Source organism: Psychrobacillus lasiicapitis (assembly GCF_006861795.1).
GTDB classification, from domain to species: Bacteria; Bacillota; Bacilli; order Bacillales_A; family Planococcaceae; genus Psychrobacillus; species Psychrobacillus lasiicapitis.
This window is the reverse complement of record NZ_VDGH01000005.1, coordinates 41,644-68,617: the sequence shown is the minus strand read 5'-3', so window position 1 is coordinate 68,617 and position 26,974 is coordinate 41,644. Positions and strand designations below refer to the sequence as shown.

Sequence of the window (26,974 nt, the reverse complement as noted above, 5' to 3'; positions counted from 1 at the left end):
GAGTAAAATGAAAAAGAAACAACATGTTCCTAAAACGAAAGAAAATATTATTTTCTTTCCGGGAATGGTTGAAAAGCTAATACACGACGGATTAGCTTTTGCAGAAGCAAATAATCATCTAGAAGCGGCTAAATGCTTTGATCAAGCAAAGGAACATATTGAACTAGACGACACGATATTAATTGTATACATACTTTCTCTATTAGAAACTAATCGTCAACCAGAAGCAAAACTTATTTGTGAGGATCTACTAAATAAAAAGTCACCTTTGTTCGAACAAATAGTGGAACTCTACTTAACTATCTTACTCGACCTAAAAGCTTATCATGAAGTGGACAGCGTGTTAAATAAATTACTTGTAGATAAAAGATTTTCGAATGAAAGAAAGAAAAACTTTTTACAGTTAAAAGAATTGAGTGGGCGACTTGCTAAAGAGCAAGATAGCTTTCTTGGGAGTGGCACTGAGCCAAACCCAAGTGCTGACAAAGAGAAATTTGCGATTGAGGAGTTTGAAAAGTTAAACTTTTCGAAGCAAGAAGCGTTGATACAAGAAGCTTTCCACCAAGATATAAAAGAAGTGATCACTAATATTATTGAAATTATCCAAAGTAAAAAAGTATCTCCTACTATTCAAACCCTTGCTCTTTTACTACTAGGATCTAATGGCGTGACAACTAATATACTTATTGAAAAGTTTGGTTTAAAACAAATAGTCAATCCAGTTTCCCCGCCTACTCCAAATGCGATGGAACGAGTAGAGTCTGTTACTCAACATATTAATAGTATTTTAGAGAAAGACCCTACTAAATTGCAGTTAACGACAGGACTAGTACATAGCCATGCATATGCATTATTTCCATTGGACTGGGAAGCATATAGCGATGAAGATGTTGCGCAAGAATATGTAAATTTTGTTGAAACTTTATTCGGAAACCAAAGTGTTCCGCCAAATGAGTTGAATGAATTCATAAAATTATTGGAAGAATCAACAGATGTAATAGTGGATGAATAATGTTGAAAGTCTATTCAACTATGCTATAATATACAAGTTGTCAATATAATTAGTGTATAATCGCCCTGTATGTAAAAATACAGGCTGCTAAATTATTGTAAATTAATTTTTGGAGGTAGAATATATGTCAATGGATTTGTCAGTAAAATGGGAAAAACAAGAAGGCAATAATGGTTTATTAACTGTAGAAGTAGCTGCAGAAGAAGTTTCAAAAGGTTTAGACCAAGCGTTTAAAAAAGTTGTAAAACAAATAAATGTACCTGGTTTCCGTAAAGGGAAAATGCCACGTCAAATGTTCGAAAAAATGTATGGTGTGGAATCTTTATTCCAAGATGCATTAGACGTTATTCTTCCACATGCTTATGGACATGCTATTGAAGATGCTGGAATTGACCCAGTAGATCAACCTGAAATCGATATCGTAACGATGGAAAAAGGACAACCTTTAGTATTTACTGCAAAAGTTGTTGTCAAACCAGAAGTAACTTTAGGTGATTACAAAGGTTTAGAAGTAACTAAATTAGACGAAACTGTTACAGACGAAGAAATTGAAGAACAACTAAAAAGCCAACAAACTCGTTTAGCTGAGTTAGTTGTAAAAGAAGATGCAATCGTAGAAGGCGATACAGCTGTAATCGACTTTGAAGGTTTCGTTGATGACGTTGCATTTGAAGGTGGAGCAGGAACAGACTACCCACTAGAAATTGGTTCTAACTCTTTCATTCCAGGATTTGAAGAACAATTAGTAGGTGTAAAAACTGGAGAGTCAAAAGACGTTGAAGTAACTTTCCCAGAAGAATACCATGCTGCTGAACTAGCAGGTAAACAAGCAGTTTTCAAAGTAACTGTGAAAGAAGTTAAAGGTAAAGAACTTCCTGAACTAAACGACGAGCTTGCAAAAGAAATAGACGCTGAAGTAGAAGGTATCGATGCTTTACGTGCAAAACTAAAAGAAGTTACTGCTGAAGAGAAAAAACAATTAGCAGCACAAACACTTCGCGACAACTTAGTAGAAGCGGCTGCAGCTAATGCAACAATCGACATTCCAGAAGCAATGATTGCGTCTGAGACAGATCGTATGCTTCAAGAATTTGGTCAACGTTTAGAGCAACAAGGGATGAACTTAGATCTTTACTACCAATTCTCTGGTCAAGACGAAGCAGCATTACGTGCTCAAATGCAAGAAGATGCAAACAGCCGCGTAAGAGTTTCTTTAACACTTGAAGCAATCGCTGAAAAAGAAGGATTGGCATCTACAGAAGAAGATGTAAATGCTGAACTTGAAAAAATGGCTGCACAATTCAACATGTCTGCTGAAGATATTAAAAAAGCTCTTGGTGGTACTTCAGTACTTGAAAACGACATTCGTTTCCAAAAAACAGTTGAATTCTTAGTAGACAACGCTAAAATTTCATAAATTACATTAGAAATGTGCAAGTTCCTGTGTAGTAGTCATGCAGTCTAAGTTAGCGACAATGTGGCGCTTCGAATGCATGATCTACACACTGTTAGAATATTATTTGACCCGAGCGGCTAGTCCTTGGAACTGGACAGATTATGGATAAAAGGGTTTATACTTTCTTATTCAGGCATGGAAGCGTTATAATATAAAACAAGGTACAGCAGATGTCTGTGCCTTGTTTTATACCATACATAGGTTACACGGTTATAAAACATAAACGTATTATTTGATTACTTAATGAGAATCTTGTAAGATAATTGCTTGAATAGGGGTGAATATTTTGTTCAAATTCAATGATGAAAAAGGGAACTTAAAATGTTCTTTTTGTGGAAAACCACAAGAACAAGTTCGCAAGCTAGTTGCAGGACCAGGAGTCTATATTTGTGATGAATGTATCGACTTATGTTCTGAAATTGTAGAAGAAGAGCTTGGGATCGAAGAAGAAGTAGAGTTTAAAGAAGTTCCAAAACCAAAAGAAATTTTAAGTATATTAGATGAGTATGTAATTGGGCAGGAAAGAGCAAAAAAATCACTAGCAGTTGCTGTATATAACCATTACAAACGCATCAATTCAAATAGCGTAATCGATGAAGTGGAATTATCTAAATCGAATATTGTACTGATTGGACCTACAGGTAGTGGTAAAACATTACTAGCACAAACATTAGCGCGTATCTTAAACGTACCATTTGCAATTGCAGATGCGACTTCTTTAACAGAAGCGGGCTATGTTGGGGAAGACGTTGAAAACATCCTTTTAAAACTTATCCAGTCTGCGGACTATGATATAGAAAAAGCAGAAAAAGGGATTATATATATCGATGAAATAGATAAAGTAGCGCGTAAATCTGAAAATCCTTCTATTACGAGAGATGTTTCAGGTGAAGGTGTTCAACAAGCACTTCTCAAAATATTAGAAGGTACTGTTGCCAGTGTTCCACCGCAAGGCGGTCGTAAGCATCCACATCAAGAGTTTATACAAATCGACACAACGAATATTTTATTTATCGTTGGTGGTGCATTTGATGGAATCGAACAAATTATTAAACGCCGTCTAGGTGAAAAAGTAATTGGTTTCGGCGCAGATCCGAACAAAGTGGAAATAGAGGCGGGTTCTGTTCTTAGCCAGTTAATCCCAGAGGATTTATTAAAATTTGGGCTAATTCCAGAGTTTATCGGTCGTTTACCAGTACTTGCAAGCTTAGAACAGTTAGACAATCAAGCGCTTGTACAAATTTTAACGGAGCCTAAAAATGCGCTTGTTAAGCAATATCAAAAAATGATCGAGTTAGATAATGTAAAACTAACATTTGAAGATGATGCATTAATTGAAATTGCGAAAGAAGCGATTGAGCGTAAAACAGGAGCTCGTGGTCTTCGTTCTATTATTGAAAATATCATGTTAGACGTGATGTACGAGTTACCGTCTCGTGAAGATATTGTAGAATGTGTCATCACGAAAGAAGCTATTACAGAAAAAGCTCGTCCAAGACTGTTGTTAGAAGACGGCACTGAAGTAGAAAAAGATAACGAAAAAACATCTGCATAATTTGATGTTGAGAATATAAGCTGGCTTCCAACCTGCGCGTGCTTAGCGCAAGCAAGGATGTCGGCTTTTTCTTCTTACGTTTCCTTTTGGTGAAATTAGGGAAGAGCGGAATAGAAACATTGAACCGTATTTTTATCATACGATTCGGACAGAATAAGTTGGAGGTGACTTCCCGAAATGGCAAACAAAAATACGACATACTATCCAGTTTTACCTCTTAGAGGGTTATTAGTATTTCCAACAATGATTCTTCATGTCGATGTAGGACGTGAACGTTCAATCGCAGCTTTAAACGAAGCGATGTTACGTGAAGAAAAGTTGTTTTTATCTGCACAAAGAGATATGACGATCGAACAACCGACAATGGAAGATTTATATGATGTTGGGGTTATTGCAATTGTAAAACAAATGGTGAAGCTACCAAATGGAACGATGCGTGTTTTAGTAGAAGGATTGCAACGTGCGATTTGGGATGATTATAAAAAAACAGATACATTTGATGAAGTAAGTGTTTCTGCTTACATTGAACCAGAAAAAGCAGATCAGGAAGACGAAGCACTTATGCGTACGTTACTACATAATTTTGAAAATTATTCAAAGGTATCCAAGAGCGTATCAGAAGAAACATATAATTCGGTTGTAGATATTGAAGAACCAGGACGATTGGCAGATATGGTTGCTTCCCATTTACCATTGAAAATTTCAGGAAAACAAGAACTTTTAGAAATAATGGATGTAAAAGAGCGATTAGAGGTATTGATCGCACGATTATTCAATGAACAGGAAATACTCAATCTTGAACAAAAGATTAATACGCGTGTCAAACATGCGATGGAACGAACACAAAAAGAATTTTATCTACGTGAGCAAATGAAAGCGATCCAAACCGAACTTGGAGAAAAAGAAGGTAAAACTGGTGAAGTAGCAGAGTTGAAAAAGCGGATTGATGAAGCCGGTTTACCTGAATCGACTAAAAAAAATGTATTAAAAGAGTTAAATCGTTATGAAAAATTACCATCTCAAGCGCCTGAAAGTGGAGTTATTCGAAATTATATCGATTGGATTGTTTCTATTCCTTGGTCAAAAGCAACAGAGGATCAATTAGATATTAAACGTTCCGAACAAATATTAAATCGAGACCATGAAGGATTAGAGTCGGTGAAGGAAAGAATTTTAGAATATTTGGCCGTTCGTCAATTAACGAAATCATTGCGGGGACCAATCCTTTGTTTAGCAGGACCTCCTGGTGTAGGGAAAACTTCACTTGCAAAGTCTATTGCTGAATCATTAGGCCGTAATTTTGTTCGTATTTCGTTGGGTGGGGTTCGCGACGAATCAGAAATTCGTGGGCATCGTCGAACTTATGTAGGTTCCATGCCTGGACGCATCATTCAAGGAATGAAAAAAGCAGGCACTATAAATCCACTATTTTTGTTAGACGAAATCGATAAAATGTCGAACGACTTTAGAGGAGATCCTTCTGCTGCTATGCTAGAAGTATTAGATCCGGAGCAAAATAATACATTCAGTGACCATTATATTGAAGAAACGTATGATTTATCTAATGTATTATTTATCGCTACTGCGAATGACTTAAGTACAATACCAGGGCCATTGCGAGATCGAATGGAGATTATTTCCCTTGCAGGTTATACGGAATTGGAAAAGCTTTCAATTGCCAAAAATCATTTATTGCCAAAGCAAATAAAAGAGCATGGCTTAACCAAATCTCAGCTTCAATTGAAGGATGAGGCAATTATAGATATCATCCGCCATTTTACGCGAGAAGCAGGGGTAAGGGGTTTAAATCGAGTACTAGCAAATGTTTGCCGAAAAGCGGCACTCCAAATCGTTTCTGCTGACAAAAAACGGATAACTATTACATCAAAGAATTTAGAAGATACAATCGGTAAACGAAAATTCAGATACGGGCTAGCAGAAACAGAAAACCAAATCGGTGTGGCTACAGGTCTAGCATATACAACGGTTGGTGGCGATACATTGCAAATTGAAGTATCTCTATCTGCTGGTAGCGGGAAACTTCAACTAACTGGTAAACTCGGGGATGTCATGAAAGAATCCGCGCAAACAGCGTTATCCTATGTTCGTTCGAAAGCAGATGAATTTGGGATTGATGCATCATTCTACGAAAACAAAGATATTCATATTCACGTACCAGAAGGAGCGGTTCCAAAAGATGGACCGTCAGCGGGAATTACAATTGTTACCGCACTTGTATCCGCGCTGTCGAAACGTCCTATCAAACGTGAAATTGGTATGACAGGGGAAGTAACACTAAGAGGTAGAGTATTACCAATTGGTGGATTAAAAGAAAAAACATTAAGTGCACATCGCGCAGGGCTAACAACGATTATTTGCCCTAAAGACAATGAGCGTGATATTGAAGATATTCCAGAAAGTGTTCGTGAAGTATTAACATTTCATTTTGTTTCCGATGCTCAAGAGGTGCTTCAATTAGCATTGGAGGAGACAAAAAAATGAAAATTAATAACGTCGAGCTACTTATAAGTGCTGTAAGACCAGCGCAATATCCAGAAGGTGGATTACCAGAATTCGCGTTAGCAGGACGTTCGAATGTTGGGAAATCGTCTTTTATCAATAAAATGATTGGTCGAAAAAGTATGGCGCGCATTTCATCGAAGCCGGGAAAAACGCAAACATTAAATTTTTATAAACTAGAGGAAGATTTACTTTTTGTGGATGTACCTGGGTATGGTTACGCGAAAGTATCTAAGACAGAACGTGCGGCGTGGGGAAAAATGATTGAAACATATTTCACATCCCGCGATGTATTAAAAGCAGTCGTGCTACTTGTAGATTTACGTCATCCCCCAACTGCGGATGATTGCATGATGTATGACTTTTTAAAGCATTACAATATACCATGTATCGTAGTTGCTACAAAAGCTGATAAAATTCCTAAAGGTAAATGGGATAAGCATAAAAAAATTGTCAAAGAAGAACTGCAGATGGAAAAAGGTGATCCGCTTGTCGTATTCTCATCCGAAACAGGTCTAGGCTATGACACGGCTTGGGCGGAGATTGAAAGCAGAATATAATTACCGAAAGATAAAGTGTAGCAGGAAGTGATTATGTCACTTCCTGTAGTGCTATTAATCAATACATCGGATATTATATATAACAGCATCCCGATCGAATAGGGGATTAAAAAAGATTATGTAGGGTAATATATCTCTACGTAATCTTTTTTAATGTTGTTTTCAATTCGCTAATTTTCTGCATATTTCGCATTCAAGCTATTGCCTTGTAATGGGCTAAGTTGTTTGTTAATATTATTTTATAATCATTCTAAATAAGATTTCATAGCTTGTTCACAAATGGCTAAAAACATGGGGAAAAGCTATGATATAATAGGACTAATGAAATGAACGTGAAAGGGAGACATGATTCCATGCATACAATCGTGGTAGGTGTCAATTATCGTACTGCACCAGTTGAAATTCGAGAAAAGCTCTCATTTGTCGAAACAGAGCTTCCGAATGCAATGCGAGCATTACAAGGACAAAAAAGCATACTTGAAAATGTCATTGTATCTACATGTAACCGCACAGAAATATATGCGACTGTAGATCAATTACATACAGGCAAATACTATGTAAAGCAATTTTTAGCAAATTGGTTTGATATCCCATTAGAAGACTTATCTAACTATTTATTTATCCATGAGGATAATGAAGCGAATAATCATTTGTTCCGAGTTACGGCAGGTATAGATTCCATGGTGCTTGGGGAAACCCAAATATTAGGACAAGTGAGAAAAAGCTTTCTAAATGGTCAAGAAAATGGTACAACGGGGACTGTTTTCAATCAATTATTTAAACAAGCAGTCACATTTGCAAAACGTGCACATTCAGAAACAGCCATTGGTGAAAATGCAGTTTCCGTTTCTTATGCTGCAGTGGAGCTTGGAAAGAAAATTTTCGGTACGTTAAAACATAAACATGTAGTCATTTTGGGTGCTGGAAAAATGGGAGAGCTCGCTATTCAAAACTTGCACGGAAGCGGTGCTGAAAAAGTAACAGTTATTAACCGTACTTTTGAAAAGGCGAAAGAGCTTGCTAAGAAATTCGAAGGAAATGCAAAACCGATGGACGAACTGCAATGTGCTTTGTTGGAAGCGGATATTTTAATCAGCTCAACAGGTGCAACAGATTTCGTCATCGATTTTGAATTAATGCAATTTGTAGAACGTTTACGTAAAGGCAAACCGCTATTTATGGTAGATATCGCGGTGCCACGCGATTTAGATCCACGTATTGGGGATTTACCAAATGTCTTTTTATATGATATCGATGATTTACAAGGTATTGTGGAAGCAAACTTGGCAGAACGCGAACGAGCAGCAGGGCAAATTAAGCAAATGATCGGAGCCGAAGTAGAACAATTTAACGATTGGATAGCTACGCTTGGAGTTGTCCCTATTATTTCGGCACTTCGTCAAAAAGCAAACAAAATACAAACCGAAACAATGGTTTCAATTGAAAACAAAATGCCTGGTTTAACTGAACGTGAGCGAAAAATCTTAAACAAGCACACAAAATCCATTATTAATCAGCTTTTAAAAGATCCGATTTTGCAAGTGAAAGAATTATCCACAGCTAAAGAATCGGTGGAACAACTTCAATTATTCCAACAAATTTTTGGGATTGAAGAAGAGGTGCAAAAGGAAATTATCGACCAAGCTGAAAAAGCGAAAATCAATTTAAAACAAACAATTATCCAATCCCAAAATTTAAAAGAAAATTTATCATTTTAACGAAGTAAAAGGAGGCGTTTTATATCTATATGGAAACTAATAGATATTTTAAACGCCTTTTTTTGTATGTAGATACAAAAGTAAGAGTGTTCTTACTCAGTATCGTTCTAGCTTTAGTGCCTTGTTCTTCAGAAGCTGCTCGCAAATAAAATTGCTGATTGGTGGAGGGGAAAACTGTGCACGGGAGTACTTCGAGGTTGTGGACTTAGATTGTATTCCTTTTAATAGGCGCTAGGGCATTTCTTATGTAGAGGGAGATTTGATATGGCAGATTTGACGATGACAAGGCTGCACGAGATAATGGTCGTCCTCCAATCCGTTAGTCTTGTTTTTTATTTTATCGATTATTTGAATAAGGATCGTCATGCACACCGAATTGCGGTGCGGCTGCTCTTTATTGTTTGGATATTGCAAACGGTGTTTTTAGTGTTGTATATAGTCGAAACAAAGCGATTTCCGATACTCTCTTTGTTTGAAGGAATATATTTTTATGCATGGTTAATCATCCTATTATCCTTAGTACTGCAGCTAATATTCCGCTTAGATTTACCCGCGTTCTTTTTGAATGTGATTGGGTTTATTTTTATGACGATTCATACCTTTGCGCCAAATCAGATTGAGCAGTCTGCGGTTGGTGATACGCTGCGATCTGAGTTATTATTTATTCATATTACATTTGCTCTATTGGCATATGTCGCTTTTTCTTTATCATTTGTTTTTTCGACATTATACTTGATTTTATATCGTGTGCTAAAAAAGAAGAAGTGGACAAATCAGTTTTCTAGATTGCCATCTTTAAAACAAGCGGAAACAGGAATGACATTATCTATTTTAATAGGGATTCCTTTATTGTTTGTAAGTTTAGTTCTTGGGTTAGAATGGGCATATGTATCCCTAGAAGTATTTTCTATCGCTGATTTTAAAATTATCAGTTCTTTCTTTTTATTGGTGGTATATATGGTCGTTTTAATCATTAAAAAACAAGCAAAATTTATTGGAACAAACTATGCTTGGGTTCATATATATGCATTTTTATTTGTTTTGATCAATTTTTTATTGGGTAGTCAGTTTTCTCAATTCCATTTATGGTATTAACGAGTTAAGAAAGACAACCAACGCTTATAGCAAGCGCAATAAACACTTTATTATTTAGATGCAATTATGCCAAGGCGTAATTGATAGAAAGGTAGCGAAATGATGCGTAAAATTATTGTAGGTTCAAGAAGAAGTAAGTTAGCTTTAACACAAACAAACTGGTTTATACAGCAAATGAAAGGTATGGGTGCTCCTTTTGAGTTTGAAGTAAAAGAGATTGTTACAAAAGGGGACCAAATTTTAGATGTGACGCTATCTAAAGTTGGTGGAAAAGGACTTTTTGTAAAAGAAATTGAACAAGCATTATATGACAAAGAAATCGACTTTGCAGTACATAGTATGAAAGATATGCCTTCCGTATTGCCGCCAGGATTAGTGATGGGCTGCACACCAAAACGAGTAGATGAAAGAGATGCATTTATCTCAACGAATCATGTGAAATTTGCAGACTTACCAGCAGGAGCAATTGTTGGGACGAGTAGCTTAAGAAGAAGTGCTCAACTGCTATTAATGCGTCCAGATATCGAGATTAAATGGATACGTGGAAATGTGGATACAAGACTTCAAAAGCTGCAAGACGGCGAGTATGATGCGATCATTTTAGCAGCAGCGGGACTAAAGCGCCTCGGCTGGAGTGACGATGTAGTGACGGAATATTTGTCACACGAAGATTGTGTTCCTGCAGTAGGACAAGGATCTCTTGCGATCGAATGTCGCGAGGACGATGCAGAATTGCTTGCAGAGCTTGCGAAGCTTTCGGATAAAGAAACTTGGGATGCTGTACATGCAGAGCGTGCATTTTTAGCTGCAATGGACGGTGGATGCCAAGTGCCTATAGCAGGACATGCGATTATTGATGGCGATAAAATAACGATGACCGGACTAGTTGCGGCGCCGGATGCATCTGTCGTGTATAAAGAAGTAGTAACGGGAACGGATGCCGAAACAGTAGGGAAAGAAGTAGCGCGCCTAGTTACAGAGCAAGGAGCATATGATTTAATCCAACAAGTAAAGGCAGATTTAAATGACTAATGGGCAACCCTTAAAAGGCGAGCATGTCATTTTTACTGGAATACTAAGATCCTCAGACGCAGTCGATTTAACATTTCGATTAGGAGGCAATCCAGTAATAGCTCCTTTAATCACGACACAGGAAATCGTTGCGGTAGATGACAAACAGAAATTACTTGCGTGTTACGAATATGATTGGTTCATTTTTACGAGTCAAAGTAGTGTGCATGCATTCTTTTCAAAAATAAAAGAATATGAATTAGATGCATCTTCCTTTAAATCTAAAATTGCAGTTGTTGGTTCAAAAACGGCATGTGCAATAGAAAGTTTAGGTTTTCAAGTAAGTTTTACACCCACTGTTTTTAGTGCAGATGTATTTGTACAAGAGTTTCCTGCAGTTTCTGCAGCACATGAAAATTGTCTGTTCTTTAAAGGCAATCTGGCAAAAAATACGATAGTTGATGGGTTACCAAATGTAATTGATACATGGACAATATACGAAACAGTGGAAGTAGATGAAAACTCGGAACAAGTACGAGCACTACTAGAAAGCGGTGAGGGATGTTCGATTATCTTCACAAGTCCGTCTACTGCAAGTGTATTTCATCGAAGTATAGGCATTCATACAGGTTATGATCGATTCACCATATGTACTATTGGTCATATTACGAAAAACTATTTAGAATCATTAGGGGCGACTGTACAAGTCATGCCAAAGACATATACGTTATTAGATGTAGTAAATAAATTAGCAGAGTGGAAAGGAAGAGCACAATGACAGAATTAGTATTTCAACGTCACCGTCGTTTAAGAAAAACAGCTGGTATAAGAGCAATGGTCAAAGAAACATATTTACATAAAGAAGATTTAATCTACCCGATTTTCGTAATGGATGGGGAAAATATTAAAAACGCAGTAGCTTCTATGCCTGGTGTTTTCCAATTTTCTTTAGATCGTCTAGGAGAGGAAATAGATGAAGTAGTATCACTAGGTATCCCCTCTGTTATTCTATTTGGACTTCCTGCAGAAAAAGATGCAGTTGGAACACAAGCGTATCACGATCACGGCATTGTTCAAAAAGCAATCCGTTTCATAAAAGAACGTCATCCTCACTTGGTAGTCATTGCGGATACTTGCCTATGTGAATTTACAGACCATGGTCATTGTGGTGTAGTGGATGCAGACGAACGAATTTTAAATGATCCTTCTCTTGATTTATTAGCTAAAACAGCAATAAGCCAAGCAGAAGCAGGTGCAGATATTATTGCCCCTTCAAATATGATGGACGGATTCGTTACGGCTATTCGTCACGGTTTAGATGCTGCTGGATTCGCAGATGTGCCAATTATGTCTTATGCGGTGAAATATGCTTCAGCATACTATGGTCCATTCCGTGAAGCAGCAGATGGAGCGCCAAAATTCGGAGATCGCAAAACGTATCAAATGGATTATTCTAATCGTATGGAAGCAATCCGTGAAGCATCATCTGATATCGAAGAGGGTGCGGATATGTTAATCGTGAAGCCAGCACTTTCTTATCTAGATATTATCCGTGATGTGAAAAATAACTTTGACTTACCGATCGTTGCTTATAATGTAAGCGGGGAATATGCGATGGTCAAAGCAGCTGCGATTAACGGCTGGATTAACGAAAAAGAAACAGTACTAGAAACGTTAACAGGAATGAAACGTGCCGGAGCAGATATCATCTTAACATATCATGCAAAAGACGTTGCACGATGGTTGGAGGAGAAATAATGACAAAATCATATGACTTATCTAAACAAGCGTTTACAGAAGCAAAAGAATTAATGCCAGGTGGTGTTAATAGCCCAGTACGTGCATTTAAATCCGTTGATATGGATCCAATTTTCATGGAAAGTGGAAAAGGTGCCATTTTAACAGACATCGATGGCAATGAATACATCGATTATGTATTGTCATGGGGACCACTTATTTTAGGCCATACAGAGCCAAATGTAGTGAAAGCGATTCAAGCTGTTGCAGAAACAGGTACAAGTTTTGGTGCTTCGACTTTAATCGAAAACAAGCTTGCTAAACTTGTAATGGACCGAGTTCCTTCTATCGAGATGGTTCGTATGGTTTCTTCTGGTACTGAAGCGACAATGAGTGCACTTCGCCTAGCTCGTGGATACACAGGGAGAAATAAAATATTGAAATTTGAAGGTAGTTATCACGGTCATGGGGATAGCCTACTTATTAAAGCGGGTTCTGGAGTCGCTACGCTTGGTTTACCAGATAGTCCTGGTGTTCCTGAATCGATTGCGAAAAACACGATTGCGGTACCTTATAATGACATAGAGAGCGCGCGTCACGTATTCGAGAACTTTGGTGATGATTTAGCAGCAGTTATTTTAGAGCCTGTAGCAGGAAATATGGGTGTCGTACCACCAGTAGAAGGATTTTTAGAAGAGCTTCGCGAGTTAACAGAGCAAAATGGTACTTTGTTAATCTTTGATGAAGTAATGACTGGATTCCGTGTTGGTTATAATTGTGCGCAAGGTTATTTTGGAATTACACCAGATTTAACATGTCTTGGAAAAGTAATTGGCGGCGGTCTGCCTGTTGGTGCTTTTGGTGGTAAACGCGAAATTATGGAGCTAATTGCTCCAAGCGGCCCTGTATATCAAGCGGGTACACTTTCTGGGAATCCACTTGCAATGACAGCTGGTTATGAAACACTTTCTCGTTTGAATGAAGGATCCTATGAATATTTCATTAAACTGGGTGACCAATTAGAAAAAGGATTCCGAGAAGCAGCAACCAAATATAATATTCCACATACTGTGAATCGAGCAGGTTCGATGATTGGGTTCTTCTTTACAAATGAAAACGTCATTAATTTTGATACAGCGAAAACATCTGATCTGGAGCTATTCGCTAAGTATTTCCGTCTAATGGCAGAAGAAGGAATTTATCTACCACCTTCTCAATTTGAAGGTTTATTCTTATCAAGTGCCCATACAGAAGAGCATATCGAAAAAACAGTACAAGCATTCCATACAGTATTTGAAAAATTAGCTAGATAATAACGAGGGGCCTTGCAATGCAAGGTCCTTTTTTATCTTATTAGGGATAGAAAGCGGATGGTCTGTTATTATATAGAGATACTGTGACGTAGATAGTTGATGAAGTGTCCACTGGATTTCTGCTATAGGGCGGACGCTTTCCACGGGGTGAGTGTTGAGCCATCGCCGACGCTAGCGATGTTTCATCTACTCACTCATCCCGTAGGAGTCGCCGCCCCTCCGCTACAATCCATTAAGAATAACGCTATCTAATTGATGTCCCTGTTTAACAAATCAAACTTCTTGAGGGATTTTCCAACTAAACTTATGTTATGAAAAAATGGTTGCTTTCAGGGATAATTTGGTTGTTTTTAGATTGCTACTGGTTGCTCTTAGACTAGAATTGGTCGCTTTCAACAGTCGTTTGGTTGCCCTTATCCATTTATTGGATTCATACACTCAAATAACGTTGATGTTTTTGTTTTTTAGCAAGTCGATGCTAAATATATAAACTATTACCATTGATTTTCGCTACAGACGGCGGGGATGGCTCATCGCTCACCCGGCGAAAAGTGGACGACTGCAGTGAAAATCGCGGTCGACACCTGCTAAAGATTTACCAAACAGTTTCCCTATAATGCGAAACAAAGTTAGCCCGTTAGTTTTTTAGTCTAACTTATTTGACATAATATGATTACTAAAATATAATTGCTTACGAAAAGTAATCAAAGAAGAATACTATAAATGATAATGCATTTTAGTTACGAAGAAAAGAGGAATTAACATGGTTAATATACAAACCGTTACAAACGATGCTATAAATGTTTTAAAAGATAAAATACAAGTACTTAAGGCAACGGAAGGGTCTATCTACTTAGTTGGTCCGATTCGCCTGCCTGTTAACTTACACGGAGAAACAGTTATTTTTAAATGGTATTGCTGGTTAAATAGCAAGGAAGAAACAGAAGATATCGGACAAATTATAGATAACTTATCTTCTGCTAATTTGGCTGAATATCAACAATCGAGTGTTCTCGTTTATGGGGATTTCCAGCAAGATGAAGAGGCGTTAATTCGTATGCATTCCATTTGCCATACTGGCGATATTTTTGGAAGCAAACGTTGTGATTGTGGCTTCCAATTGAAACAATCCATGCAAATGATTGTGGACAATGGATCAGGCGCATTATTTTATTTAGCAAATCACGAAGGTAGAGGAATTGGCTTGTTTAGTAAGGCAATGGCTTATATCCTTCAAGAAAATGGTTCGGATACAGTTGAAGCAAACGAAAAACTAGGTTTTGTCGATGATTCAAGAAATTATAGCGATGCAATTGAAGTGTTAAAAGCATTGCGTTCTAAACCAGTAACATTAATCACAAACAACCCGAAAAAGTTAAAAGCATTGCAAGATGCAGGTCTTCCAGTTTCTGGCCGTACTCCTTTATGGGGCGATGTTTCGGAATATAATGAGTCATACTTACAAACGAAAATCAACCGCTCTGGGCATTTGGAGGAAGCAGGTACATTCCTACATGACTAATCATACGTTTTATATGAATTTAGCGCTTCAAAATGCACAAGCGATGAAAGGACAAACAGATCCGAATCCACTCGTTGGAGCAGTGATTGTAAATGATAATCGCATCGTTGGAGTAGGGGCACATATGAAGGCGGGCGAACCTCATGCGGAAATTCATGCGATTCAAATGGCAAGAGACAAAACAAAAGGGGCTACCATATATGTAACGCTTGAGCCTTGCTCTCATCATGGGCGAACTGGCCCATGTGCGGAGGCAATCGTAAAAGCTGGTATACAAACGGTAGTCATTGCAACGCTCGATCCGAATCCTATCGTATCTGGACGAGGAGTCAAAATCTTGGAAGATGCGGGTATTGAAGTTCTTGTTGGTGTAGAAGAAGAGTCTTCTCGCAAGATGAATGAAGTGTTTAATAAATTCATCGTAGAAAATAAACCGTTCGTTACACTAAAATCGGGTATTACATTAGACGGGAAAATTGCTTCTCACACTGGTCATAGTAAATGGATAACATCAGAAGAGGCTAGACACGACGTACATCATTTACGCAATGAGCATATGGCCATATTAGTAGGGGTTAACACGGTAATCGCAGACAATCCTGAACTAACTACTCGAATCCCAAATGGACGAAATCCACTTCGAATTGTACTGGATTCTTCCTTGAAAATACCCCTAAAATCGAAATTAGTTACTGATAAGCTTGCAGATACGTGGATTTTCACAAGCGCAAGCTATGATGAAGAAAAGAAAGAGGCTTTAGAAAAATTAGGTATTTCTATATTCCATACTTCTAATCCAAAGCACGTAGATCCACTTGAAGTCGTTACCATCTTAGGAGAAAAATCGATTTCTTCTTTACTTATAGAAGGTGGAGGCACGATTAATGCTGCATTTTTGGAAAACCAATTAATCGATAAGGCCATTATTTATATTGCCCCAAAATTAATTGGTGGTATAAATGCTCCTTCGTTTATGGGAGGCACCGGTATCGAAAGTATGGGCGATGCAGTAGAACTAGTGGATACGGAATTTTTTAAAATCGGAAAAGATTTTAAGTTTGTCGGATATCCAGTTTATAAAAGAGGGATTACAGAATGAGATTTGGATTTGATATTGACGATACATTGATTAACCTTCGGGAGCACGCTTTCCATGTTTATAATAAAAAACTCAATCAAAACATTGCGCTTGAAATTTTTCATGCGTTAAATAAAGTGGAAATACACGAGCCTTTTGGTATGACTGCAGAGGAAGGCTCCAAGATGTGGAACAGCTCTTTAGAAGAAATATATTATACTAATTGTCCACCTTATTTAGGTGCAGTAGAATTGTTACAGCAATTAACGAAAGAAGGACATGAAATTTTTTATATTACTGCTCGTCCGCCTGAACATCGGGAACGAACAAAAAAATGGCTAGAAGAACAAGGTTTTCCGGTGAAAAATGAAAATTTCTATTGTGGAATGAAAGATCAAGAAAAAGTAAATATTATTAAAAAATTGCAGTTAGATTATTATTTCGATGACAAACCAGATGTATTAAATACACTGGCTAACTGTGAAACGAAAGTATTTGTGAAAACTCAATCCTATAATGAGCATCTAACCATTCCAAGATTTTCGGATTGGTCCGAATGGAAACAGCTAATAGGGGAAGCTGAAAATTTAAGATAATTGCTAAAATATCGCTGTTCTATTCGTACCTTCTTTTTCATAAGTTGTCCTATATGAAGGAGGATGACAAATGGAAGTGAAAAATTGGGATGTAAAAGAACAGTTTCTTTTTCCTGCAAGCTTCGGTGTGCCAAAAGATATAAGAACGGTGGCAGTTACTCCACAATTTGAACAACAAGAAACAGAAGAATCGATCCAAATAGTGGGGATCTATCATATTACCTGTCATGTTGAGTTCGAAGAAGGTGAACATGCACATCATGCAACAAGTGAAATTACAGAAATTGAAGATTTAGATGTACAAGGCGAAGTTGGTTATTTTGAATATGCCGTACCTATGAGTATAGATATTCCAAAAGAAAAAATACGGGCGGGCAGTTCACCTACTTTGAATGTTCAACATGTGAATGCGAAAACCACAGAGCATGCAGCAATTGAAATTGCATGGTCTGTTAATTGCGAATTTGAAGGTCCCAATGAGGAAGCAGTAGAGATCGAAATTGAGATTGAAAAGAAAATAGAATTGGAACCTATATCGGAAGAAAAAGATGTAAAAGAAAAAAATACAGAAGACACGAAAGAAAACGAAAACACTGCAAGAGAAGAGTCTGAACTTCAATTCATTTTAGATTTAGCTGATGGCTACTCCAAGGTTTCCTATCCATCAAATTATGTCTCTGTAAAACAGAAAACAGATGAGGAGTAGTAAAACAAGTAATAGAAAATCCCAAGTGGTAGGTACGATTAATACACGTATTAGCTGAAAACCACAAATAGGAATAATGAAACCTTTGCAATAAAACCGTGTTTTGCGCAACCAATCAGGTAACAAATAAGGGTTATAGCCTTTTCTTTTCATAATATTCTCCTTTCACGAGACTTGACTTGACGACATATGATAAGATTAGGTACAATATTGACATCTAAATAATGATGCAATGATTGGGAAGAGTAAAATGACTTGGTTATCAAAAGAAAGGAAACAACTTGCTGAAATGTTTCTGTTAACTACCATTTGAAGGTAGCCCATGAGCAGCATTTGTGAACTTACAGTAGCAAATGCCGGTTTGAAGCCGTTATCGAATTGAGAGCGTGATGCGCATTTTTTGGCATCTGCGAATAAAGGTGGTACCGCGAACAAACTCCTTCGTCCTTTAATGACGAATGGAGTTTTTTTATATTCTTTTAATTAGGAGGAACAACAGATGACAAATGAAACGACGATGCCAACTAAGTATGATCCACAGTCGATTGAAAAAGGTCGGTATAAATGGTGGCTCGAAGGAAAATTCTTTGAAGCACACCCGGAAAGCGACAAAAAACCTTATACAATCGTAATTCCACCACCAAATGTAACTGGAAAATTGCATTTAGGGCACGCTTGGGACACTACTCTACAAGATATTCTAACGCGTATGAAACGTATGCAAGGATACGATACACTTTGGTTACCTGGTATGGACCATGCAGGTATTGCTACACAAGCGAAAGTAGAAGAAAAGCTGCGTTCAGAAAATATTTCTCGCTATGATTTAGGGCGTGAAAAGTTCGTCGAAGAAACATGGAAATGGAAAGAAGAATATGCTGGTCATATCCGTGCACAATGGGCAAAGCTTGGTCTTGGTCTAGACTATTCACGCGAGCGTTTTACATTAGATGAAGGCTTATCAAATGCTGTAAAAGAAGTTTTTGTTAAGCTGTACAATAAAGGACTCATTTACCGTGGTGAATACATTATTAACTGGGATCCTGCAACTAAAACAGCGCTTTCTGATATCGAAGTAATTCATAAAGATGTACAGGGTGCATTCTATCATATGCATTACCCCCTAACAGATGGTACTGGTTCTATTGATATTGCAACAACAAGACCTGAAACAATGCTTGGTGATACTGCAGTTGCCGTACATCCTGAAGATGAACGCTATAAACATTTAATCGGTAAAACAGTTAAGCTACCTATCGTTGGCCGTGAAATTCCAATCGTTGGAGACGACTACGTAGATATGGAATTTGGTAGTGGAGCAGTAAAAATTACACCTGCACACGATCCGAACGACTTTGAAATCGGAAATCGTCATAATTTAGAACGAATCTTAGTGATGAATGAAGACGGTACGATGAATAAAAACGCAGCATCCTATAACGGAATGGATCGTTTTGAATGTCGTAAGCAAATCGTCAAAGATTTACAAGATGCAGGTGTTTTATTCAAAATTGAAGAGCATCTTCACTCTGTAGGACATTCAGAACGTAGTGGAGCAGTTGTAGAGCCGTATTTATCCTTACAATGGTTCGTTAAGATGCAGCCACTTGCAGAAGAAGCAGTTAAGTTACAACAAGCAGAAGAAAAAGTAAACTTCGTACCTGACCGCTTTGAAAAAACATATTTAAATTGGATGGAAAATATTCATGATTGGTGTATCTCTCGCCAATTATGGTGGGGACATCGAATTCCAGCTTGGTACCATAAAGAAACAGGCGAAGTGTATGTTGGACACGAAGCCCCAGCAGACGCTGAAAACTGGGATCAAGACGAAGACGTACTAGATACTTGGTTCTCTTCTGCATTATGGCCATTCTCAACACTCGGCTGGCCGGACGCTGAAAACGAAGAGTTCAAAAAGTATTATCCAACAAATGCACTTGTTACCGGTTATGATATTATATTCTTCTGGGTTTCTCGTATGATTTTCCAAGGGGTTGAATTTACAGGAACTCGTCCATTTGATGACGTTTTAATCCACGGACTAGTTCGAGCAGAAGATGGACGTAAAATGTCTAAATCACTTGGTAACGGTATAGACCCAATGGATGTAATCGACCAGTACGGTGCCGATTCTCTACGTTATTTCTTAAGCACTGGTTCATCTCCAGGGCAAGATTTACGATATTCTACAGAAAAAGTAGAAGCAGTCTGGAACTTTGCTAATAAAATCTGGAATGCATCTCGCTTTGCATTAATGAATATGGACGGCTTAAAATTTGAAGAAATCAATCTAGATGGTAAAAAATCAGTTGCCGATGCTTGGATTTTAACTCGCCTAAACGAAACCATCGAGCAAGTAACAAGACTTTCTGAAAGATATGAATTCGGTGAAGTAGGGCGTGCGCTATATAACTTCATCTGGGATGATTTCTGTGACTGGTATATTGAAATGTCTAAGCTCCCATTAAACGGAGACGATGAAGAAGCGAAGAAAATGACTCGCTCTGTATTAGCATATGTTTTAGATAATACAATGAGACTTCTTCACCCATTCATGCCATTTATTACAGAAGAAATTTGGCAAAACCTGCCGCATGAAGGGGAGTCTATTACAGTAGCTCCTTGGCCAACTGTAAATGAAGCCCTTTCCAATAAAGAAGAAGCAGCTAGCATGAAACTACTTGCAGAAATTATTCGTTCTGTACGTAATATCCGCTCAGAAGTACAAACGCCAATGAGTAAAAAAGTGCCGTTATATATTTCTGCAAAAGACACAGAAACGCTAGCAGTACTAGAAGCAAACGCAAAATATTTAGAGCGCTTCTGTAATCCAGAACCGCTTGTAATCGGGCAAGATTTAGAAGCACCTGGTCAATCGATGTCTGCTGTTGTAACTGGAGCAGTTTTATATCTTCCACTTCAAGGATTAATCGATATCGATGCAGAAAAAGCTCGACTAGAAAAAGAATTAGAAAAATGGGCAAAAGAAGTGAAGCTAGTTCAAGGAAAACTATCCAATGAACGCTTCGTATCCAAAGCTCCAGAAGCAGTTGTTGCCGAAGAACGTGCAAAAGAACAAGATTATCTAGAAAAACACGCAACTGTGTTAAAGCGTTTGGAAGAACTGAAGAATTTATAAGAAAAAAGAGTGAGTGGGCGTAAAATATGCCTGCTCACTTTTTTTGTTGGAACTTAAGCTAGTTTAGTTGGAAAATTTGGAGGTTTTGTTGGAATTTTGGATCATTTAGTTGTAAAAATGGCGTGTTTAGTTGTAATTTCCATAATCCCGGAAAAAAGAGCGCAGCCAATTATCAATTGGCGCGCTCTTTTTCAGTTAATTTTTTATTTATATGATTCATAATCGGTATAGCAATGTCCTCACCGGTCGTTGCGAAATAGGACCTTGCTCCAACCGGATCTTCGATTTCATTGAACAGCCAAGTGCCATCTGGTAGCAGTAGAAAGTCTATTCCGATGTAATCACTTTTCAATGCTTTAGCGATTTTTTGAACATCTGCAGCTTGTTCACTATTTAGTATATATTTTTCGACTGTACCGCCAAGTGTAAAGTTAGATTTGAAGCTATTTTCAGCACCGATGCGTTTCACTGCACCAACAACTTCATCGCCTAACATAAATACACGCACATCTGTTGCGTTTGTTTCGATATAGGTTTGTGCGATGATTGTTTGGGCCTCGTGTTTTTCTAGGAAGAGCAGCGCATCTTCTTTTGTTTGACTAAGCTCTACTTGTGTTCCACCGTATCCATCAACCGTTTTTAACACAGTTGGGTAATCGTTGATATCGGAAATACTGTGTATTCTCTTTGTTGGGACAGTGGCTATTCCTAGAAGCTGGACGAGCTGAATGGCTTTTAATTTATCGTTAGCAATCACGTTAACTTCTGCACGATTAAACATTGGGATCCTGCGTTGTTCTAATTTCTTAGCAAGCTTTGGATTCCTGGTTCTAAAAAAGATGAAGTCAGCTTCCGGAATTGCTGGATTTTGATCATCTATAACGGTTAGAGTAATTCCATGGCTCTTTGCAGCCGTTATTAGTCGATCTATAAAACTTTTATTTCGCTCTATTTCTTTTAATTCATAAATCAATAAGCCGTTCATATTGTAACCGCTCCAACTTTCGAAAGTATATAACTAATCATATAATCTCCAACATTAATACCGGTTACATTATAAAGATTACGAATATGGGCAACGCCGTTTACTTCACATACTAATGGCTCGTCATCGTCGCCAAATAACAAATCGACTCCCGCAAATTCCGCATTTAATGCAGCAGCAGCTTGAATGGCTACTTCTTTTTGTCTTTCCGTCAAAATAATAGGAGAGGCAGTTCCACCGTTTGTTATGTTGGCACGGAAATCTGTTTCAGATTGGCGATGCATGCAAGCGACAACTTGACCGCCTACAACATTCACGCGTATATCTCGTCCACGACTATTCTCTATAAATTGTTGGAATACATACTCGATTCCTCTAAGTTCTTCCACTTTCTCGTAAAATTGCTCTCTAGTTTCGATTAGGTAGACACGCATTCCAAATGATCCATGTGCTTCTTTTATGATCATAGGAAGCTTTAATTTTTCTATCACTTGTTCATAATAACCTGTATGCACAATCGAAAATTCGGGATACACTTTCGGTGCGATAATTGTTAAGGGCATTGGCACCAATGCTTGTGCTAAAGCAAGATATTGCTGCGCTTTATTGTCACAAATTTCAATGACATTCGGATCATTAAAAACAGGAATGCCTTGGTTTTTCAAATATTTGGCCAGCAATATATCTTTATCAAGAAAGACGACAAAATCTGGTCTCGTTGATAAGTATTCCTGGACATTAATAAGCAGCTCATAGTTCTTCACTAATATTGCTTGGATTCCTTGTTTTTCAGCAGCTTCTTGAAGGAGGAGCGCTTGTTCGATAAATTTATCATGAGTAAGACTACCGTTGTATACAATCCAACATGTTTGCATAATGAAAGACCCCTTCGATTGCGTGTTATAATGGTGTTCATAAGAAGTTTAGCACGAAAAGAACAAAGACGAAAGTAGGGTAATGTACGTGGAAATAACTAATTTTAATATATACAAAAAAAAGTGGGATATAGAGAGTGAAACAGTGATAAAACCAGGGCTTGCATCCATACAAAAAGCATTAAAAAAACTCGGAAATCCACAAAATAAGCACCGTGTTATCCATGTGGCTGGTACAAATGGTAAAGGATCAACCATTGCCTTTTTAAGTGCACTTGCAAAAGAACATGGTCTGACTTATGGAAGCTTTAATTCACCAAGTATCGTGGATGTGCATGATCAAATTCAGCTAAACGGGCAAAACGTAACGGAGCAACAGATGGATGAGGCTTTCCGGAAAATGCAAGCGGCGGAGATAAGTGGCATGTTAACTGATTTTGAATTATTAACTGTCGTTGCATTTCTCGTTTTTGAACAAATCCAGCTAGATTTTGTTTTTATCGAGACGGGCATGGGGGGGAGATGGGACAGTACAAATGTTATGGACCAATCTATCGCCGTAATTCCGAGCATATCCATCGATCATACGAATTTTTTAGGAGATACAATCGAACAAATAAGTTGGCATAAAGCAGGAATTATAAAACCGAACAGCAAATTAATAATAGGTGCACTTCCAGAAGGTGCAAAACATATTGTTCAGGAAGTTGCTAGTGAACAAAACGCACGTATATTGGAGCTTGGAAAAAACTTTTCTGTACAAGAAAATACGTATACATTTGGCAAGATTACTTACAATGATTTACAACCTCAAATGTTAGGTAAACATCAATTATCGAATATGGCATTAGCAATCACGGCACTAATAGAAAGTGATGTCCCTTTAAAGGAAAGCATTGTTCAACAAGCGGTAAAAAAAGCTAGCTTACTGGGTAGAATGGAAAGAGTAGAAGAAGACATCTATTTTGATGGTGCACATAACGAGGCAAGTATAGATGCATTAGTAGAAACAATCAAAGATGTATTTCCGAACAAAAATGTCCACTTTGTCGTTGGCATCTTGAAAGACAAAGATTATATATACATGCTAAGAAAATTAGAGGGAGTTGCCACTTCTTTTCAGTTTGTGGACTTTCATCATGAACGGGCGCTTCCGGCTAACATTTTATACAGCCACAGTCAACATAGTGAAAAATGTATTACTAAAGATATAAACAAAATACATTTTAAAAATAAAGACAATTCTGATATAACTATTGTCACAGGTTCTCTATATTTCCTTACAGAAATAAGAGCAAAAATAGTTAATTGGTAATTTAAAAATTCTATAAATTCCGTGGTACAATAATATGCAAGTAGTAGATGTGCTATTTGGATTAGTTAAAATATACTAATGAGGTGGAAAATAGTTCTATGAATATTTCGGATAAGGCAAAAAAGAATATTTATATTTTATGGCTATTAGTGGTGCCTCTTGGGACATATTTAGCTTTTGAATACGCACCTATACGGCAAATCGATTGGGGAACTTTGTCTTTATTAATTGTTTTGGGATTACTGACGACTATTTTTCCTTTTTTTATTTCTGGAACTACTATGTTTCTTGTGCAGTGGGTTACGTTAGTAGTCTTTTTGAATTATGGTATATTTGCAGAATTGCTAGTTATGCAATTATTTTTAATACCAATTGCTTATCATATGAAAACGAATCGAGAGAATGCGTACCGGATCGTTTATAGTTCCTTTATGTTTTTTTTAGTTTCTATTCTATGTGGGACCATTACTCATGTTCTCGGATTTGATTTAGGCTCGCTAGTAGTGAAGGATGTATTAATTTACGGTTCTATTTATGCTTTTTTATACGTACTTCTTAATCATCTATTTTTATATGTGCGCGATGTAGTGACAGGTCTTAAGCCTAAATTTTTCACGAAAGATTTTGGATGGGATCTAATAGGATTACTGATGACTTTGCCTTTTGGCTTAAGCTTATATTTTCTTCAAAGCTATGTAGGGACAAGTGCATTTGCACTGCTCGGAATCCCCTTTATATTAATCACTCTATTAATAAGGCTTTATAGCGATTCGGAAAAAGTGAATAGTGATTTGAACAAAGCTAGTGAATTTGGACATGAATTAGCGGAGCGGATGACCAGTAAAGAGATTATCGATATGTTCATCGAAAGAATTGCTAATATGTTCCCCATAGATGCTGCTTATATAGTGGATGATTTATATGGAAGCTTTGAAATTTTACGAGCTATTGAAGATGGAGAAAACAAAGACCTACATTTTGCTCATGAAGAGCTGGAACAAAGCCTTGCAGGAATTGTTTATGAAAAAGGGGTTCCTACCTTGTACAATAAACAAAGTGAATGGCTTCACATAAAACCTCCATTTCTAAGTTTAGAGATGCAAAGTGTGATGTGTGTGCCAGTTTATCGCAATAAAAAAATAGAAGGTGTCTTAGTCTTAGCATCTCGCAACAAATATTCATTTGAAGCATATCAGCTTAAAATCGTACATTTACTCTGCTCTTATTTTGCTGTTTCTGTAGAAAAGGCGAAATATGTTAGAGAAGCACTTGCTAAAAGTGAACGTTGTGAATTAACGAAATTGCATAATTACCGATACCTAGATAGGCAACTAGAATCAGATATGGAAAAATTATCACTCGGTCAGCATAGTAGCTTGTCTCTCATCATGATGGATATCGATAAATTCAAGGCAGTCAATGATACGTTTGGCCATCATAGCGGAAATCTCATATTAAAAGAATTTGCCCAAATTATAAAAAGGGAAATAGGTAGTAGCGGTACGGTTGCAAGATATGGTGGAGAAGAATTTGTCGTCTTACTTCCAAATTATACGAAAACAGAAGCATTCCATGTCGCCGAACAGCTTCGACTAAAAATAGAACAAACTCCATTCATCGTCCAATCGGATTTAGACCAAACGGCTGGTGAGCAAATCATTTTCATTACGGCTAGTATCGGAATTTCAACTGCACCAGAAGACAGCGACGAAGGCATGTCACTTCTACGAAATGCGGATCGGGCGTTGTATACGGGTGCTAAGCAGGCGGGTAGGAATCGAGTTGCGGAGTATGTAAGGTAAATGTTATAGTGAAATAGAACCAATAACCAATTAGATTATGCTAATTGGTTTTTTTTAATACCTATAAATGCAAACCATAGGAAAAAGGAATGAAAACACAATGAAGTTTAGTGCTCGTTTAAATACAAAGGGATTAACTCTTATTGAAATACTAGTATCTATTATTTTAATTACTATTATTATCACTACATTCTTTTCATTATTTATACAGTCTGCTAGAACCAGTAAAACTTCAGAAGAAGTGGTGGATGCAACTTATGTAGCACAATCGGAAATGGAACAAATATACGAGATTAGTAGAAATGGAGATTATAACTCTGGTATTGATGAAATAAGAAAAAATCTAAGATATAAACAACTTACATCTACTAATCCTGGTGAACAGAAGTTTACAAAAACGATTGATGGTTTATACATTTATTTAAAATTAAAGAAGCATACTTATCCTGGAATGTCTTATTTAGTAATAGAAGTTTTTGAAACAGAGAATGGAACACGTCCTAGAGCTAAAATGGAAACGATTTTAGAATGGGGGTCATAAATTATGCGCAAACACTTGAATAATGGTAAAGGCATCACGCTCGTAGAACTTCTTGCAGCTATTGTGCTTGCTAGTATAGTAATGTTGATAGTTTATAGTGTGTTAATGTCTGGCACCAAACAATACAAAAGTCAACTTGAGAAAAACAATCAACTAACCGATATATCTTATGCTTTAAAAATGATTACAAAAGATATAAGAAAAACTGAAGATCCTCAAATAATCAATAATAGTAAAATAGAGTTAAATGGTATCAACTACTCTCTTGATGGTAATACAATTAATAGAAATGGTGTTGTCATAGCTAGTTCCATTAAACGCTTTCATGTGACAAGCGAAAACAATAAGTGGATCATCGAAATAGAAAGTTCTAATGGAGTAGGAGTAGAAAAGACTGAAAAAACTGAAGTTTATCTAAGGAAAGGTGATGAGTAA

The 26,974-nt window shown here is 37.2% G+C and carries 22 protein-coding genes and 1 other annotated feature; of the genes, 20 read left to right on the top strand and 2 right to left on the bottom strand.

What is annotated here, in order from left to right; genetic code table 11:
• The first annotated feature begins 7 nt into the window (after positions 1–7).
• From FG382_RS09495 to FG382_RS09415, 16 genes are all read left to right on the top strand, one after another.
• A complete protein-coding gene (locus FG382_RS09495) occupies positions 8–1,012 on the top strand; it encodes a hypothetical protein (RefSeq protein ID WP_142538670.1) in 1,005 nt (334 codons plus the stop codon).
• A 136-nt stretch (positions 1,013–1,148) separates the two neighbouring features.
• A complete protein-coding gene (gene tig / locus FG382_RS09490; protein WP_142538877.1) occupies positions 1,149–2,429 on the top strand; it encodes a trigger factor in 1,281 nt (426 codons plus the stop codon).
• A gap of 325 nt (positions 2,430–2,754) precedes the next feature.
• Complete coding sequence (clpX, locus tag FG382_RS09485) at positions 2,755–4,023, top strand: ATP-dependent protease ATP-binding subunit ClpX (protein WP_142538669.1); 1,269 nt, start codon at positions 2,755–2,757, stop codon at positions 4,021–4,023.
• A 177-nt stretch (positions 4,024–4,200) separates the two neighbouring features.
• On the top strand, positions 4,201–6,525 hold the full coding sequence (lon, locus tag FG382_RS09480; RefSeq protein WP_142538668.1) for an endopeptidase La: 2,325 nt from the start codon (positions 4,201–4,203) through the stop codon (positions 6,523–6,525).
• A complete protein-coding gene (yihA, locus tag FG382_RS09475) occupies positions 6,522–7,103 on the top strand; it encodes a ribosome biogenesis GTP-binding protein YihA/YsxC (RefSeq protein WP_142538667.1) in 582 nt (193 codons plus the stop codon). The genes lon and yihA overlap by 4 nt, the downstream gene beginning before the upstream one ends.
• Positions 7,104–7,456: 353 nt before the next feature.
• Positions 7,457–8,821 (top strand): glutamyl-tRNA reductase, encoded by a 1,365-nt coding sequence (gene hemA, locus FG382_RS09470; RefSeq protein ID WP_142538666.1) that lies wholly within the window; start codon positions 7,457–7,459, stop codon positions 8,819–8,821.
• Between the two features lie 264 nt (positions 8,822–9,085).
• The gene (locus FG382_RS09465) at positions 9,086–9,916 is read left to right on the top strand and encodes a cytochrome C assembly family protein (protein ID WP_142538665.1); all 831 of its coding nucleotides are present in this window, start codon (positions 9,086–9,088) and stop codon (positions 9,914–9,916) included.
• A gap of 102 nt (positions 9,917–10,018) precedes the next feature.
• A complete protein-coding gene (gene hemC, locus FG382_RS09460) occupies positions 10,019–10,948 on the top strand; it encodes a hydroxymethylbilane synthase (protein ID WP_142538664.1) in 930 nt (309 codons plus the stop codon).
• The gene (locus FG382_RS09455) at positions 10,941–11,705 is read left to right on the top strand and encodes a uroporphyrinogen-III synthase (RefSeq protein WP_142538663.1); all 765 of its coding nucleotides are present in this window, start codon (positions 10,941–10,943) and stop codon (positions 11,703–11,705) included. The genes hemC and FG382_RS09455 overlap by 8 nt, the downstream gene beginning before the upstream one ends.
• On the top strand, positions 11,702–12,685 hold the full coding sequence (gene hemB / locus FG382_RS09450) for a porphobilinogen synthase (RefSeq protein WP_142538662.1): 984 nt from the start codon (positions 11,702–11,704) through the stop codon (positions 12,683–12,685). The genes FG382_RS09455 and hemB overlap by 4 nt, the downstream gene beginning before the upstream one ends.
• Complete coding sequence (gene hemL / locus FG382_RS09445; protein ID WP_142538661.1) at positions 12,685–13,977, top strand: glutamate-1-semialdehyde 2,1-aminomutase; 1,293 nt, start codon at positions 12,685–12,687, stop codon at positions 13,975–13,977. The genes hemB and hemL overlap by 1 nt, the downstream gene beginning before the upstream one ends.
• 763 nt (positions 13,978–14,740) lie before the next feature.
• Positions 14,741–15,499: a GTP cyclohydrolase II gene (locus tag FG382_RS09440; protein ID WP_142538660.1), complete on the top strand. Its 759-nt coding sequence runs from the start codon at positions 14,741–14,743 to the stop codon at positions 15,497–15,499.
• The gene (ribD, locus tag FG382_RS09435) at positions 15,492–16,598 is read left to right on the top strand and encodes a bifunctional diaminohydroxyphosphoribosylaminopyrimidine deaminase/5-amino-6-(5-phosphoribosylamino)uracil reductase RibD (RefSeq protein ID WP_142538659.1); all 1,107 of its coding nucleotides are present in this window, start codon (positions 15,492–15,494) and stop codon (positions 16,596–16,598) included. Before FG382_RS09440 ends, ribD begins: the two co-directional genes overlap by 8 nt.
• The gene (locus tag FG382_RS09430) at positions 16,595–17,173 is read left to right on the top strand and encodes a 5' nucleotidase, NT5C type (RefSeq protein WP_142538658.1); all 579 of its coding nucleotides are present in this window, start codon (positions 16,595–16,597) and stop codon (positions 17,171–17,173) included. Before ribD ends, FG382_RS09430 begins: the two co-directional genes overlap by 4 nt.
• Positions 17,174–17,243: 70 nt before the next feature.
• Positions 17,244–17,879: a hypothetical protein gene (locus FG382_RS09425; protein WP_142538657.1), complete on the top strand. Its 636-nt coding sequence runs from the start codon at positions 17,244–17,246 to the stop codon at positions 17,877–17,879.
• Between the two features lie 223 nt (positions 17,880–18,102).
• Positions 18,103–18,331, top strand: a binding site (T-box leader).
• Between the two features lie 47 nt (positions 18,332–18,378).
• A complete protein-coding gene (locus tag FG382_RS09415; RefSeq protein WP_142538655.1) occupies positions 18,379–21,021 on the top strand; it encodes a valine--tRNA ligase in 2,643 nt (880 codons plus the stop codon).
• A gap of 172 nt (positions 21,022–21,193) precedes the next feature.
• On the opposite strand, the gene FG382_RS09410 is transcribed toward FG382_RS09415, so the two are convergent.
• Both FG382_RS09410 and FG382_RS09405 read right to left on the bottom strand, forming a co-directional pair.
• Entirely contained in the window at positions 21,194–22,006 is an 813-nt protein-coding gene (locus FG382_RS09410; protein ID WP_142538654.1) for an ATP-grasp domain-containing protein, read from the bottom strand.
• Positions 22,003–22,881 (bottom strand): ATP-grasp domain-containing protein, encoded by an 879-nt coding sequence (locus tag FG382_RS09405; protein ID WP_142538653.1) that lies wholly within the window; start codon positions 22,879–22,881, stop codon positions 22,003–22,005. The genes FG382_RS09410 and FG382_RS09405 overlap by 4 nt, the downstream gene beginning before the upstream one ends.
• Before the next feature lie 88 nt (positions 22,882–22,969).
• On the opposite strand from FG382_RS09405, the gene FG382_RS09400 reads away from it, so the two are divergent.
• The 4 genes from FG382_RS09400 to FG382_RS09385 all read left to right on the top strand — a co-directional run bounded on the left by FG382_RS09400 (position 22,970) and on the right by FG382_RS09385 (position 26,974).
• A complete protein-coding gene (locus tag FG382_RS09400) occupies positions 22,970–24,196 on the top strand; it encodes a bifunctional folylpolyglutamate synthase/dihydrofolate synthase (protein ID WP_229677398.1) in 1,227 nt (408 codons plus the stop codon).
• 98 nt (positions 24,197–24,294) lie between these two features.
• Complete coding sequence (locus FG382_RS09395; protein WP_142538651.1) at positions 24,295–25,998, top strand: sensor domain-containing diguanylate cyclase; 1,704 nt, start codon at positions 24,295–24,297, stop codon at positions 25,996–25,998.
• Between the two features lie 67 nt (positions 25,999–26,065).
• A complete protein-coding gene (locus tag FG382_RS09390) occupies positions 26,066–26,539 on the top strand; it encodes a prepilin-type N-terminal cleavage/methylation domain-containing protein (RefSeq protein WP_211356384.1) in 474 nt (157 codons plus the stop codon).
• Positions 26,540–26,542: 3 nt separating this feature from the next.
• Positions 26,543–26,974: a PilW family protein gene (locus FG382_RS09385; protein WP_142538649.1), complete on the top strand. Its 432-nt coding sequence runs from the start codon at positions 26,543–26,545 to the stop codon at positions 26,972–26,974.